The sequence below is a fragment of the Brevundimonas sp. NPDC058933 genome, from assembly GCF_049315965.1.
GTDB lineage: Bacteria > Pseudomonadota > Alphaproteobacteria > Caulobacterales > Caulobacteraceae > Brevundimonas.
The window spans coordinates 211,862-226,158 of the sequence record NZ_JBMOSL010000001.1 but is presented as its reverse complement, the minus strand read 5'-3'; the positions used below and the strand labels follow the sequence as shown (position 1 = coordinate 226,158).

The 14,297-nt window shown below is 66.3% G+C and carries 12 protein-coding genes; 11 read left to right on the top strand and 1 reads right to left on the bottom strand.

Translation table 11 applies throughout. The annotated features are described in order from the left end of the window. Positions 1-104 precede the first annotated feature (104 nt). The 3 genes from ACOZBP_RS01060 to ACOZBP_RS01050 all read left to right on the top strand — a co-directional run bounded on the left by ACOZBP_RS01060 (position 105) and on the right by ACOZBP_RS01050 (position 2,641). The gene (locus ACOZBP_RS01060; protein ID WP_422675465.1) at positions 105-878 is read left to right on the top strand and encodes a tRNA1(Val) (adenine(37)-N6)-methyltransferase; all 774 of its coding nucleotides are present in this window, start codon (positions 105-107) and stop codon (positions 876-878) included. Between the two features lie 175 nt (positions 879-1,053). Continuing rightward, complete coding sequence (locus ACOZBP_RS01055) at positions 1,054-1,665, top strand: TIGR02466 family protein (protein WP_422674611.1); 612 nt, start codon at positions 1,054-1,056, stop codon at positions 1,663-1,665. 64 nt (positions 1,666-1,729) lie between these two features. Then, a complete protein-coding gene (locus ACOZBP_RS01050) occupies positions 1,730-2,641 on the top strand; it encodes an alpha/beta hydrolase (protein ID WP_422674610.1) in 912 nt (303 codons plus the stop codon). Here the strand turns inward: ACOZBP_RS01050 and ACOZBP_RS01045 are convergent. Then, positions 2,638-4,146 (bottom strand): serine hydrolase, encoded by a 1,509-nt coding sequence (locus tag ACOZBP_RS01045; RefSeq protein WP_422674609.1) that lies wholly within the window; start codon positions 4,144-4,146, stop codon positions 2,638-2,640. The two genes, ACOZBP_RS01050 and ACOZBP_RS01045, sit on opposite strands and share 4 nt — an antisense overlap. A 178-nt stretch (positions 4,147-4,324) precedes the next feature. On the opposite strand from ACOZBP_RS01045, the gene ettA reads away from it, so the two are divergent. The 8 genes from ettA to ACOZBP_RS01005 all read left to right on the top strand — a co-directional run bounded on the left by ettA (position 4,325) and on the right by ACOZBP_RS01005 (position 14,296). Further along, the gene (gene ettA / locus ACOZBP_RS01040; protein WP_178823659.1) at positions 4,325-5,992 is read left to right on the top strand and encodes an energy-dependent translational throttle protein EttA; all 1,668 of its coding nucleotides are present in this window, start codon (positions 4,325-4,327) and stop codon (positions 5,990-5,992) included. Between the two features lie 235 nt (positions 5,993-6,227). Then, a complete protein-coding gene (locus ACOZBP_RS01035) occupies positions 6,228-7,157 on the top strand; it encodes a 2-hydroxyacid dehydrogenase (RefSeq protein ID WP_422674608.1) in 930 nt (309 codons plus the stop codon). A 161-nt stretch (positions 7,158-7,318) separates the two neighbouring features. Further along, positions 7,319-8,281: an ArsR/SmtB family transcription factor gene (locus tag ACOZBP_RS01030; RefSeq protein ID WP_422674607.1), complete on the top strand. Its 963-nt coding sequence runs from the start codon at positions 7,319-7,321 to the stop codon at positions 8,279-8,281. Then, positions 8,281-9,237 (top strand): methylenetetrahydrofolate reductase [NAD(P)H], encoded by a 957-nt coding sequence (gene metF / locus ACOZBP_RS01025; protein WP_422674606.1) that lies wholly within the window; start codon positions 8,281-8,283, stop codon positions 9,235-9,237. Before ACOZBP_RS01030 ends, metF begins: the two co-directional genes overlap by 1 nt. After that, complete coding sequence (locus tag ACOZBP_RS01020; RefSeq protein WP_422674605.1) at positions 9,237-10,331, top strand: homocysteine S-methyltransferase family protein; 1,095 nt, start codon at positions 9,237-9,239, stop codon at positions 10,329-10,331. Before metF ends, ACOZBP_RS01020 begins: the two co-directional genes overlap by 1 nt. A gap of 10 nt (positions 10,332-10,341) precedes the next feature. Next, complete coding sequence (locus tag ACOZBP_RS01015; protein ID WP_422674604.1) at positions 10,342-11,022, top strand: class I SAM-dependent methyltransferase; 681 nt, start codon at positions 10,342-10,344, stop codon at positions 11,020-11,022. Next, positions 11,022-13,691: a methionine synthase gene (gene metH / locus ACOZBP_RS01010; RefSeq protein ID WP_422674602.1), complete on the top strand. Its 2,670-nt coding sequence runs from the start codon at positions 11,022-11,024 to the stop codon at positions 13,689-13,691. Before ACOZBP_RS01015 ends, metH begins: the two co-directional genes overlap by 1 nt. Positions 13,692-13,765: 74 nt before the next feature. Next, a complete protein-coding gene (locus ACOZBP_RS01005) occupies positions 13,766-14,296 on the top strand; it encodes a hypothetical protein (protein ID WP_422674601.1) in 531 nt (176 codons plus the stop codon). Position 14,297 lies beyond the last annotated feature (1 nt).

The following is a 14,297-nucleotide window of genomic DNA, read 5'->3' as shown; positions in this document are numbered from 1 at the left end:
CACGAAAATCTCTTTCAACTCAGGGGGCGAAGGGGGAGATTCGCCCGGAAATCACACGCATCCGCTTGCCCGAACGCGATGCGGCGCACAATGGTGGCGGCGTCATGATGGGTCAAGCCGGGTCAGCCCCTACGGTCGCCGCCGCGGAAATTGCGGAATCCGCCCTGCTGGGCGGACGCGTTCGGCTGCGCCAACCGGTGAAAGGCTATCGCGCAGGCATGGACGCCGCCCTGCTGGCCGCCGCCGTGGATGCGAAACCGGGCGAACGGCTCATCGAGGCGGGTTGCGGCGCGGGCGCGGTGCTGATGCAGGTCGCCTCACGACGTCCCGGCGTCGTCCTGAAGGGGCTGGAACGCGACCTGACCGCCGCCGGACTGGCGCGCGAGAACGCTGCGCTGAATGGCGTCGATGATCGCACGACTATCCTCAGCGGTGATGTGGCGCAGGGGTTTCGGGCGCTGGACCTGCCCCCCTTCGACTGGGCCGTCAGCAATCCGCCCTTCTTCGACGATCCTGGCGCATTGCGGGCGCCGGGCCCCGGCAAGATGGGCGCCTGGATGGCCGACGACGGGCTGAAGGCCTGGACCGGCTTCCTGCTGAAGGCCGTGCGCGAGGGCGGACGCATAGTCGTCATCCACCGCGCCGACCGTCTGGCCGACCTGCTGGCCCTACTGGGCGACAAGGCCGGCTCCCTCGTCATCCGCCCGATCCATCCCTACGCCGACCAGCCCGCCAAGCGGGTTCTGGTCCAGGCCATCAAGTCCGGCAAGGCGCCGTTGCGCCTGCTGCCCCCGCTGGTGCTGCACGACCGCACCGACGCCAAACATAGTCCTGAAGCCGAGGCGATCCTGCGCGGCGAGGCGGGACTGGGTTGGTGATGACGCCTCTCCCTCCCCTTCATGGGGAGGGTGGCTGACGCGCAGCGTCAGACGGGTGGGGAGGGCTTGGCGATACGAAACGCGGCGACCTATTTGCCGAAGCGCCCCCACCCGGTCTCGCCATTCGGGCTCAACCACCCTCCCCAAAATGGGGAGGGAGAGGTATGACCGCGCCATGTCCCTGCGCCCCCTCTTCCCGACCCAAATTTATGAAGCCTCGCTGGCTGCCGCGCCCGGCTGGGCCGAGCTGCACGAGGAAATCCTCGACCTCTGCCTGGTCATGGCTGAAGAGGATGAGGCTGGGATCGCGTGGTGCAAGACCAACCATTATCCGGGCTACACCTCCTACGGCTCGATCAACGACCTGCCGCACCGCTTCCCCGAGTTTGCCGAGCTGAAGCGGCTGCTGGCCAAGCACGCCGCCGCCTACGCCAAGGCCCTGCACTTCGACCTGGCGCGCAAACCCAAGCTGGACAATCTGTGGGTCAACGTCCTGATGCCCGGCGGCGGCCATACCGGCCACATCCACCCCCACGCCATCATTTCCGGCACCATCTATATCCACATCCCCGACGGCGCCTCGTCGTTGAAGATCGAGGACCCGCGCCTGGTGATGATGATGGCCCGCCCCGGCCTGACCGCCGAGGCCAGCGAGGCCGAGAAGCCCTTCGTCTATCTGAAGCCGGCCTCAGGCACGATCCTGATGTGGGAAAGCTGGCTTCGCCACGAAGTGCCCGCCAGCCGCGCCGCAGAGCAGCGGATCTCGATCAGCTTCAACTACGCCTGATCGCCCTTTCAGCGCCGCATTTGCCCTGAAGTCTGCCCTCCTGGTGAAGCTTGAGGGGGCCTCCATGCGGGCATTGGGACTGGCGACAATTCTTCTGACGGCAAGCCTCGTTGCGGGCTGCGGCGAACGGGCGGACGCTCAAACCACCGCCGAATCCGCCGCCGAGGGCGCGCCCTATGTGCTGAAGGGCACCCAGGTGTGGTCAGTGCCCGACCCCGTCTCGGGCCGGGACTACGAGGTCTTCGTCAGCCTGCCCGCCAGCTATGAGGCCGAGCCGAACCGCCGCTATCCGGTCCTCTACGTCACCGACGCCGACTACGCCTTCCCCATCATTCGCCAGATCGCCCGGCGGGTGAATCTGGAGGGGCCGGTGATCGAGGAGTTCATCCTGGTCGGCCTGTCCTACGCCAAGGGCGACGGCGGCGCCGACAGCCGCCGCCGCGACTACACCCCCACGCCCAACGGCCCGCGCAACTCAGCCGGATCGGTTCACGGCGGCGGGGCGGCCTATCAGACCTATCTGAAGACCCAGGCCCTGCCCTTCGTGGATCAGAAGTTCCGCACCGATCCGGCGCGCCGCGTCCTGCTGGGTCATTCCTACGGCGGTCTGCTGGGCGCCCAGATCATGTTCACCGACCCGACGCTGTTCAGCGGCTATGTCCTGGGCAGTCCCTCCTTCTGGTACGACAAGCGTCACATGATGAAGATGGAGGCGGACTACGCCCGCGCCCATCGCGACCTGCCAGCCGAGGTCTTCATGTACGTCGGCGGCTTTGAAGGACCGGGGCCGACCGCACGTCATAGCAGCGACGCGGACATGGTCGGCGACATGCGCACGATGGAACGCCTGCTGAAATCCCGCGCCTATCCGGGCCTCAGCGTGCAGTCGACGGTGCTGGAAAACGAGGACCATCTGACCGTCGCCCCCGTCGGCTTCACCCGCGCCCTGATGGCGGTCCTGCCGGCCAAGCCCTAGTTCCGCACAAAGACCGCATCCTGATAGACCAGCGCGATCGGGCGACCGTCAGCGTCCAGCTTGAACACCAGGCCCTCGCCCCGGAACGGGGTCAGTTCGACGCGGAGGCCTTCCGGCTCCGTCAGATACTCCGCCAACGTCTGCTGCACGCCGATGGCGACTCGCAGTCGGTCGCCCACCTCACTGATGGTCAGGGTTCCATAGCCCGGATTAATGTAATCGCCGACGTAGGCGGCGTTGCGCAGCGACAGGGTGCGCGCCCGTTTCGCTCGCTGATCCATAGCCCCCGCAATGCCGGTGCGGCGACGATCGCGCTCGATGATCAGAGCGTCCAGTTTGGCGTCATAGACCGCCCCGAGGTCAGGCAGACCCGCGACCCAGTCATAGGCGTAGTTGGCGACTACATCGGCCAGGTCCCCGGCGAAGGCGTCCTCGTTGACCATCACAGCCACGCCCAGACGCCGTTCGGGCATGAAGGAGACATGGGCGCGCGAGCCCGAGAAGTTGCCGAAGTGGTGGATCAGCACGTCGTCGCCGTACCGCCCGACCTGCCAGCCCAGACCATAGCCGGTGCGGACATAGGGGCCGAAGGTCGCGTCCTGTGTCACCTGCGAGACGTGGGTCGAGGCGATCAGCCCTGCCGGAAGGACCTGATGCCCGCCAACCCGACCGTCATTGATCTGGGCCTCCAGCCAAATCGCCATGTCGTTCGCCGTGGAGATCAGCCCGCCCGCCGACTGCATGATGGCGTCGGTCTTTTGCAGCGGCGACCGCTCGGGCTGGGCGGGGACGCGCCCGAAATGACCGACGGCGACCACGGCGCTGGACGCGCGGGCCGCGTCGATGCGCGCCGTCGTGGCGGTCATGCCCAGCGGCGTCAGGACCTCGTCCTCGACCATGTCGCGCCAGTCGCGGCCCCAGCGACGCTCGCTCAGGACGGTCGCGAGGTTATAGCCAGCGTTGGCATAGACGAACTGGCCATAGGGCGTGTCGCGCGGCCGTGTCTCCGCCGTCAGCCGCCACAGGACCTCGGGGCTCCAGTCTCCGGAATAGGCGACCCGAAACGCGATGGGGTCATTGTCCACGCCCGAGCGATGACTGAGCAGGTCCGTCAGGGTGATCCGGGCGGCGATGTCCGCCGGGACGCTGGACGGCGGCGCCCAGTCGGACAGGGGCGCGTCCAGATCCACCTCGCCCCGCCGCGCCATGGCGGCCAGCGACAGGGCGGTGAAGGACTTGGTGGCCGAGGCGATGTAGAATCGCGTCTCCGTCGTGACGGCTGCGCCCGTCGCCACGTCCGCCACGCCGAAGCCCGCCGCATGCACAAGCCCCTCCCGGTCTACCACAGCGACGGCCAGACCGGGGGCCGCCTCGACCCGCTGCATCGCCCGGCTGGCAAAGGCGTCCATCGCCGCGCCAAATACCGCGCGGTCCTGCGCACTCGCCTCGCCCGCCATGCACGCCAGCCCCGCCGCCAGCAGCGCCCCCATCGACCGTGATTTCATGAACGTCGCTCCCCTGCCCCGAGCGGGCTGACGGGTAGAGGCCGCGACGGGCGCGAACGGATGCAGCGCCTTCAAACCGCCCCGCGTTACGTCTAGAGATTTGCTCAAAGGGTCCGCGACGGCTACATCCCGCGCCGACCTCCCCATCAGATCAGACGACAGGGCGAAACCGCACCTCATGGCGCAGCAATATATTTTCCAGATGCAGGGTCTGACCAAGACCTTCCCCGGCGGCAAGAAGATCTTCGAGAACATCTGGCTGAGCTTCTACAACGACGCCAAGATCGGCGTCGTCGGGGTCAACGGCTCGGGTAAATCCACCCTGCTGAAGATCATGGCCGGCCTGGACACCGAGTTCACCGGTGAAGCGCGCGCCGCCGACGGCATCAAGCGCGGCTACCTGGAGCAGGAACCCAAGCTGGATGACAGCCTGAACGTTCGCCAGAACGTCGAGTCGTGGTGCGAAGAGAAGCAGTGGGTCAACCGCTTCAACGAGGTCGCCAACGAACTGGGCGAAAACTACACCGACGAGCTGATGGAGGAGATGACCGCCCTCCAGGAGAAGATCGACGCCGGCGACGTCTGGGACATCGACAGCCGCATCGAAATGGCCATGGGCGCCCTGCGCTGCCCGCCGGACGATTGGGAAGTCACCAACCTGTCGGGGGGTGAAAAGCGCCGCGTGGCCCTGGCCCGCCTGCTGCTGTCCAAGCCCGACATGCTACTGCTCGACGAACCGACCAACCACCTGGACGCCGAATCCGTCGCCTGGCTGCAGCACCACCTGGAGAACTTCCCCGGCTGCGTCATCCTGGTGACCCACGACCGCTACTTCCTGGACCTGGTGACCAAGTGGACGCTGGAACTGGACCGCGGCAAGGGCCACCCGCACGAGGGCAACTACTCCTCGTGGCTGGAAGCCAAGCAGAAGCGCGTCGTTCAGGAGAACTCGGAATCCGAAGCCCGCCAGCGCGCCCTCACCCGCGAACTGGAATGGGTCCGTTCGGGCGCCAAGGCCCGTCAGGCCAAGTCCAAGGCCCGTCTGGCCGCCTATGAGCGGATGGTGGACGAACAGGAATCGATGCGCGGCGCCCAGACGCACGCCCACATCCAGATCCCGCCTGGCCCGCGCCTGGGCAACGTCGTTCTGGAAGTCGAGGGCCTTAAGAAGTCCTATGGCGACAAGGTCCTGTTCGACAACCTGACCTTCAAGCTGCCGCCCAACGGCATCGTCGGCGTCATCGGCCCCAACGGCGCCGGCAAGTCGACCATGTTCAAGCTGATCACCGGCCAGGAAACGCCCGACGGCGGCACCATCAAGGTCGGCGAGACGGTCAAGCTGGCCTATGTCGACCAGTCGCGCGACGACCTGAAGCCGGACGAAACCATCTGGCAGGCCATCTCGGGCGGCACCGACGTGATGATGGTCGGCAAGCGCGAGATCAACACCCGCGCCTATGTCGGCAGCTTCAACTTCAAGGGCGGCGACCAGCAGAAGAAGGTCGGCCAACTGTCCGGCGGTGAGCGCAACCGCGTGCACCTGGCCAAGACCCTGGCCTCGGGCGGCAACCTGATCCTGCTCGATGAACCGACCAACGACCTGGACATCGAAACCCTGCAGAACCTCGAAGAGGCTCTGGAGGAGTTCGCCGGCTGCGCCGTGGTCATCTCCCACGACCGCTGGTTCCTGGACCGTCTGGCCACCCACATCCTCGCCTTCGAAGGCGACGGCCACGTGGAATGGTTTGAGGGCAACTTCGAAGCCTATGAACAGGACAAGATGCGCCGCCTGGGTGCGGACAGCATCATTCCCAAGCGCATCCAACACCAGAAGTTCGGTCGCTGATCGAACTGCCAGAATGGCGAGCGGCCCTCCGAGCAATCGGGGGGCCGTTTTTCTTGCACCCTACCCTCCCGCTCATCCCGGCGGACGCCGGGATCCAGTAAGAGCCTCAGTCGCCACACGTCGAACATCATTCCTGTAGCCAAAGCACTGGATCCCGGCGTCCGCCGGGATGAGCGGCAAGTGGTGTGAATGAGAGGGGCTGGCGTAGTCGCGAGACAGGGTTAGTCTGCCCCCCATGACCCAGCGCCCCGCCATCCTGATCATGCAGCGGCACCTCGCGCCGCTCAGCGTCTTTCTCGAAAGCGCCTACGACGTCTATCGGTTCTGGGAGGGGCCGCCGATCGAGGCCGCCGCCGATGTGCGGGTCCTGGTCGTCGCGGGCGAGTTCGAACTGGACAAGGCCCTGATCGAGCGCCTGCCCAACCTGTCGCTGATCGCCTGTTTCACCTCGGGCTATGACGGCATCGATGTGGACTGGTGCCGCGCGCGCGGCCTGCCCGTCACCCACGCCCCCGCCATCAATCATGAAGACGTGGCCGACCACGCCATCGGCCTGATCCTGGCCGCCCGGCGTCAGATCGCCGAGGGCGACCGGCAGGTCCGAGCGGGCGGCTGGACCGCGGCGTCAAAGACCATCACCCCGTCGATGGGCGGGCAGACCCTGGGCATCGTCGGCCTGGGCGCCATCGGCGAGGCCGTGGCCCGTCGCGCCGAGGTCATGCGGATGACCGTCCAGTGGTGGGCGCCGCGCGCGAAGGACGCCGCCTGGCCCCGCGCCGACAGCCTGCTCGACCTGGCCCGCGCCTCGGACGTACTGGTCGTCGCTAGCCGTGCGGACGAAACCAATCGCGGCCTGATCTCGGCCGAGGTGATCGAGGCGCTGGGGCCTTCCGGCTTGCTGGTCAATGTCGCGCGCGGCCAGTTGGTGGACGAGGACGCCGTCATCGCCGCGCTGCGCGAGGGGCGGCTGGGCGGGGCCGCCTTGGACGTGTTCGAGACCGAACCGACCGACGCTGCACGTTGGGCGACCGTCCCCAGTACGGTTTTGACTCCCCACACCGGCGGCGCCACGACCGAGGCGGTGCAGGGGATGCTGATGCTGCTGTTGCAGAACCTTTCGGCGCACTTTGCGGGGGAGCCGCTGAAGACGCCGGTTGGAACCTAGGCGCACCCCGCCTTTCCTCCCCATTTCATGGGGGAGGAAAGCAGAACGTCGATCGACTTCACCCACCCGACGAACAATCCTTGCAGCGTAACAGCTGATAGTCCCGGTTCGCAGCCAGTTTTTGCTTGCATAATCGTATAAGGATATCTTTATACGATCCCATGACACTGACCGCCGACCAGACTGTCGAGGCCCTGCGCGCCGCCGGAGAACCCACCCGTTTGCGGGTGCTGACGCTGCTGGCCGCCGAGGAGTTGTCGGTCATGGAGTTGTCGCGCGTTCTGGACCAGAGCCAGCCGCGCGTGTCGCGCCACCTGAAGCTGATGGCCGACGCCGGTCTCATCGAACGATTCCCCGATGGGGCGCGAGTCTTCTACCGCCTGTCGCACGACGCCCTGTCGCGCCGCCTGATAGACACCGTGCTCGACCTGCTGGACGACGCCGAGGGCGAGGCTGACCATCGCCGCCTGGAAGAAGTACGCAAGGAACGCGCCGTAGACGCCGCCCGCTATTTCGAACAGGTCGCACCCCAGTGGGATCAGATGCGCAGCCTCTATGTCTGCGAGAGCGCGGTCGAGACTGCCGTCGAGCAGGCGGCCGGTCCCGGCCCGTTCGAGCGGGTCGTCGATCTGGGCACCGGCTCGGGCCGGATGCTGACCCTGTTCGGCAAGAAGGCGAAGATGTCGGTCGGGCTCGACCTGTCGCAGAACATGCTGAACATCGCCCGCGCCAATGTCTCCAAGGCCGGGCTGGACAAGGTCGAGTTGCGCCACGGCGATATCTTCTCGACCCGCCTGCCCCACGCCAGCGCCGATCTGGTGATCGTGCATCAGGTCCTGCACTATCTGGCCGACCCCGCCGCCGCGGTGGCCGAGGCTGCGCGTCTGGTCATGCCGGGCGGCAAGCTGCTGATCGTCGACTTCGCCCCGCACCAGCTGGAGCACCTGCGCGAAGAGCACCAGCACCGACGCCTGGGGTTCGCTGATGATGAAATCCAGGAATGGCTGAATAAGGCGGGCCTGACCGCCGACGCCCCGGTCGCCCTGCCGCCCGACACCGAGGGCCTGACCGTCCACATCTGGGCCGCTGAACGCGCCGCCGCCTCTGTTCGAAAGACCGCCTGATGGCCTCCTCCGCCTCTCTGAATCTGGCCGAAGCCCGCGCCCTGCTGCTGTCGCCGTTGGGGCCCGTCGCGCGCGCCGGGTCGAACCGCAACGCCGTCAACGTCTCGTTCGAGTTCTTCCCGCCCAAGTCGGATGAGGCAGAGGCCAATCTGTGGACCGCCATCCGCCGGCTGGAGCCGCTGAACCCGGCCTTCGTCTCGGTCACCTATGGTGCGGGCGGTTCGACGCGCGAACGCACCCACCGCACGGTGCAGAGGATCATCAGCGAGACCACCCTGCGTCCCGCCGCCCACCTGACCTGCGTCGAAGCCAGCCGCGCCCAGGTCGATGAGGTCATCGAGGGCTACAAGGCCATCGGCGTCGATCACATCGTCGCCCTGCGCGGCGATCCGCCCGGCGGAGACGGCATCGGCGGCGCCTACGTCCCACGCACCGACGGCTACGCCAACGCCACCGAACTGTCCCAGGCCATCAACAACGTCGGCGGCTTCGACATCACCGTCGGCGCCTATCCAGAGCGCCACCCGGAAAGCCCCTCGATCGACCACGACATCGACGTGCTGAAGGCCAAGGTGGACGCGGGCGCGACCCGCGCCGTGTCGCAGTTCTTCTTCGACATCGAGGCCTTCCTGCGTTTCCGCGACCGGGTGCGGGCGGCGGGCGTGACCATTCCCCTGATCCCCGGCGTCATGCCGGTGTCCAACTTCAAGGGCCTGAGCCGGATGAGCGCGGCCTGCGGCGCCTCCATCCCTGACTGGCTGGCGGCCCATTTCGACGGGCTGGACGACGACCCCGAGACCCGCAAGCTGCTCGCCGCCTCCATCGCCGCCGAGACCTGCGCACGGCTGCAGGAAGAGGGCTTCTCGGACTTCCACTTCTACACTCTGAACCGCGCCGAGCTGGTCTATGCGATCTGCCGGGTGCTGGGCGTGCGTGAAACCAAGGCTGTTGCGTAATGACTTCTCCCCTGAGCCGCCCTGAACGGATCGCCGCCCTGCACGCGGCGGCCAAGGAACGCATCCTGGTCCTCGACGGTTCGTGGGGCGTGATGATCCAGCGGCGCAGGCTGGAAGAAGCCGACTTCCGCGGCGACCGCTTCGTCGCGGCCAACGGCTATGACGAGAAGCATCAGATGAAGGGGAACAACGACATCCTCTGCATCACCCGTCCCGACATCATCGCCGACCTGCACGACCAGTATTACGGCGCCGGCGCGGACATCAGCGAGACCAATACCTTCTCCGGCACGGTGCTGGCCCAGGACGACTATCATCTGGACGCACAAGCGGTCTGGGACATCAATCTGGAAGGCGCCAGGCTGGCCCGCGCCGCCGCCGACGCCTGGACGGCCAAGGAGCCCCACAAGCCCCGCTTCGCCGCCGGCTCCATCGGCCCCCTGACCAAGATGTTGTCCATGTCGTCGGACGTAAACGACCCCGGCGCGCGCAGCGTGACCTTCGATCAGGTCTATGAGGCCTATCGCCATCAGGTGAAGGCCCTGAACGAGGGCGGCGTCGACCTCTATCTGATCGAAACCATCACCGACACGTTGAACTGCAAGGCCTGCATCAAGGCCATCAAGGACCTCGAGGACGAGGGCCTGCCCGCCCTGCCTATCTGGATTTCGGGCACCATCACCGACCGTTCGGGCCGCACCCTGTCCGGCCAGACCGCCGAGGCCTTCTGGAACTCCGTGCGTCACGCCAAGCCCTTCGCTGTGGGCTTCAACTGCGCCCTGGGCGCCGACCTGATGCGGCCCTTCATCGCCGAACTGAGCCGCGTCGCCGACACCCTGGTCGCCGCCTATCCCAACGCCGGCCTGCCCAACGCCATGGGCCAGTACGACGAACAACCCCACGAAACCGCCCACTTCATCGAGGAGTGGGCCGCCTCGGGCCTGGTCAACATCGTCGGCGGCTGCTGCGGCACCACCCCCGACCACATCCGCCACGTCGCCGAAGAAGTCGCCCCGCTGAAGCCGCGCGAAATCCCCGAGCGCCCCGTCGCCATGCGCCTGGCCGGACTGGAACCGTTCGAGCTGGTGGCCTGAGGACGATACGATGACCGACAAGATGGCCAACCTGTTCAAAGACCCTGAACACGCCAGAACCTATGCCGAGCGCCCCAGGAAGATCATTCCGGGCTTCGACGGCCTGCACCGCATCATGGCGCAGTTGATCACCGAGGCGTCGCCCGCGAACACGCTTGTGGTCGGCGGCGGCGGCGGCCTGGAACTGAAAACCCTTATCGACACCCTGCCCGAGGGCCGCTTCTGCGCCGTCGATCCGTCGGCGGAAATGATCGCTCAGGGCAAGGCCTACCTTGGCGACCCGGCTTGCGTGGACTGGGTCGAGGGCTACGTCTTCGATGCGCCGGAAACGCGCTTCGATGCCGCGACCTGTATGCTGACGCTGCATTTCGTGCCTGATGACGGGGCCAAACTGGAAACCCTCAGGGCCATCCACAGCCGCCTGAAGCCGGGCGCCCCCTTTGTCATGGCGCATGTCAGCGTCGACAAGAACGACCCGTCGTCCGACCGCCAGTTCGACCGCTATATCCGTTTCTCCAGCGACAGCGGCCTGGACCCCGAAGTTCTCGAAAAGGCCCACGAACGCGTGCGTACCCAACTCAACTGCGTCGGCCCCGCGCGCGACGAAGAACTGCTGCGCGAAGCCGGCTTCGCCGAAGTCGAGGCCGTATTCCAGGGCCTGTCGTGGCACGGCTGGGTGGCCTACGCCTGATGCGTCCGATCTTCATCAATGTCGGCGAGCGGACCAATGTCACCGGCTCGGCCAAGTTCCGCAAGCTGGTGGTGGACGGCGACTACGCCGCCGCCCTCGACGTCGCCCGCCAGCAGGTCGAAGCCGGCGCCCAGGTCATCGACATCAACATGGACGAAGGCCTGCTGGACGGCGCTGTCGCCATGCGCACCTTCCTGAACCTGATCGCCGCAGAGCCCGACATCGCCCGCGTCCCGGTGATGATCGACAGCTCCAAATGGGAGGTGATCGAGGCCGGCCTGAAGTGTGTTCAGGGCAAGCCGATCGTCAACTCCATCAGCATGAAGGAGGGCGAAGCCGCCTTCCGCGAGCACGCGGTCAAGTGCCTGCGCTACGGCGCCGCCGTCGTGGTCATGGCTTTCGACGAGGTGGGGCAGGCCGACACCGCCGCCCGCAAGATCGAGATCTGCACCCGCGCCTACAACATCCTGGTCAACGAGGTCGGCTTCCCGCCCGAGGACATCATCTTCGACCCCAATATCTTCGCCGTGGCGACGGGGATCGAGGAGCACGACAACTACGCCGTCGACTTCATCGAGGCGGTCAAGGTCATCAAGGCCACCCTGCCCTACGCCCGCATCTCGGGCGGAGTATCGAACGTCTCGTTCAGCTTCCGCGGCAATGAGCCGGTGCGGCGGGCCATCCACAGCGTCTTCCTCTATCACGCCATCGCGGCGGGCATGGACATGGGCATCGTCAACGCCGGCGACCTGCCCGTCTATGACGACATCGACCCCGTGCTGCGCGAGGCGGTCGAGGACGTGATCCTGAACCGGCCGCAGCGGACCAATGTGTCCAACACCGAGCGGCTGGTGGACCTCGCCCCCACCTACAAGGGTGAAAAGGGGGCGGCCCGCGTCGTCGACCTGAGCTGGCGCGAACAGCCCGTCGCCGCCCGCATCGCCCACGCCCTGGTCCACGGCATCACCGAGTTCATCGAGGCCGACACCGAAGAGGCCCGCCTGTCGGTCGAGCGCCCCCTGCACGTCATCGAAGGTCCGCTGATGGACGGGATGAACGTGGTCGGCGACCTGTTCGGCTCGGGCAAGATGTTCCTGCCGCAGGTGGTCAAGTCCGCCCGCGTGATGAAGCAGGCCGTCGCCTGGCTCAACCCCTTCATGGAGGCCGAAAAGGCCGGCAAGCCGCGCGAACAGGCGGGCAAGGTCCTGATGGCCACGGTCAAGGGCGACGTCCACGACATCGGCAAGAACATCGTCGGCGTCGTGCTGCAGTGTAACAACTACGAGGTCATCGACCTGGGCGTCATGGTCCCGGCCGACCGCATTCTGGACGCCGCCATCGAGCACAAGGTGGACATCGTGGGCCTCAGCGGCCTGATCACCCCCTCGCTGGACGAGATGGTCTATGTCGCCCGTGAGATGGAGCGGCGCGGCTTTGACATCCCCCTGCTGATCGGCGGGGCCACGACCAGCCGCACTCATACGGCGGTCAAGATCGAGCCGGGCTATCGCAAGGGTTCGACCACCTATGTCATTGACGCCAGCCGCGCCGTCGGCGTGGTGGCTGGCCTGCTGTCGCCCACCGAAAAGGCGAACAACGAGGCCGCCACGCGCGACGAATACATCCGCATCCGCGAGCAATACGCCCGCGGGCAGGAAGTGAAGGCCCGCGCCACGCTGCCGCAGGCGCGCGAGAACCGATTCAACGCCGATCCCGCCGCGACCATGCCGGGCAAGCCGTCGTTTATCGGCGTACGTTCGTTTGATGCCTGGGACCTGGCCGATCTGGCCGAGCACATCGACTGGACCCCCTTCTTCGCCAGCTGGGAGTTGATCGGCCGCTATCCGCTGATCCTTGAAGACGAGATCGTCGGCGAGGCGGCCAAGGACCTGTTCAAAGACGCTCAAGCCATGCTGAAGCGGATCATCGACGAGAAGTGGTTCACGGCCAAGGGCGTGGTCGGCTTCTGGCCCGCTCAGGCCGTGGGCGATGACATCGCCGTCTATGCCGACGAGAGCCGCGCCGAGGAGATCGCCCGCTTCCACACCCTGCGTCAGCAGATCAAGAAGTCGAACGGCAAGCCCAACCTGGCCCTTTCCGACTTCATCGCGGAAGACGGCCAGGACTACGTCGGCGCCTTCGCCGTCACGGCCGGCCATGGCGAGCTGGAAATCGCCAAGCGGTTCAAGGACGCCGGCGACGACTACTCCTCCATCATGGCTACGGCCTTGGCCGACCGTCTGGCCGAAGCCTTCGCCGAGGCCCTGCACAAGAAGGTGCGGACCGAGCTGTGGGGGTATGCCTCAGACGAAACCACGACCACGCAGGACCTGATCGAAGAAAAGTACCAGGGCATCCGCCCTGCCCCCGGCTATCCGGCCCAGCCCGATCACACGGAAAAGGCCACCCTGTTCCGCCTGCTGGACGCCGGGACCAACGCCGGCATGGCCCTGACCGAAAGCTACGCCATGACGCCCCCGGCGTCCGTCAGCGGCCTCTATTTCGGCCACCCCGGCAGCCACTATTTCGGCGTCGGCAAGATCGACCGCGATCAGGTCGAGGACTACGCCCGCCGCAAGGGTTGGGACGTCGAAATCGCCGAACGCTGGCTGTCCCCCATCCTCAACTATGACCCTGAGCGAGAGGTTCAGGCTGGCGATGGGCTCTAACGTGGCTGGTTCAAACTGAAAGAGCGTGGCATTACAGAACGACTTTCAATGCGTTAGTTCTTGTGGAGAGCAATGTGCGCATTATCATCGCATCATCGATGGCGATCACCGCTGCCCTATCGCTCGCGGGACCCAGTTTCGCGCAAAACTCTGCCAGCGCGCGATCCCCTCTTCTTGAGCAAGTGGCTCGCTGCCGCCAGATCGCGGCCGACGCCGAGCGTCTGAGTTGCTTTGACAGGGCGGCCGGCGCTCTGGACACGGCGGAACGTCAGGGCGAGGTCGTCGTCGTTGAGCGGGGTCAAATTCAGGAGGCCCGCCGACAGTTGTTCGGATTTGAACTGCCGTCGCTCCCGCCCATGTTCACGCGCGGCGCGGAAGAAGAGAAGCTCGACGCGGTGGAGACGACCCTGGTCAGCGCCAATCAGGGCGCAGACGGCAAGTGGCTGTTCCGACTGGCCGATAGTTCGGAATGGCGTCAGATCGATTCTGCCCCCGTTCGATTCCAAAATCGCCAGGGCACGGACATTCGCGTGCGCCGCGCCGCCCTGGGCAGCTATCTGCTCACCGCGGGACGCAGCCGCGCCGTCCGCGTAAAGAGGCAATAGA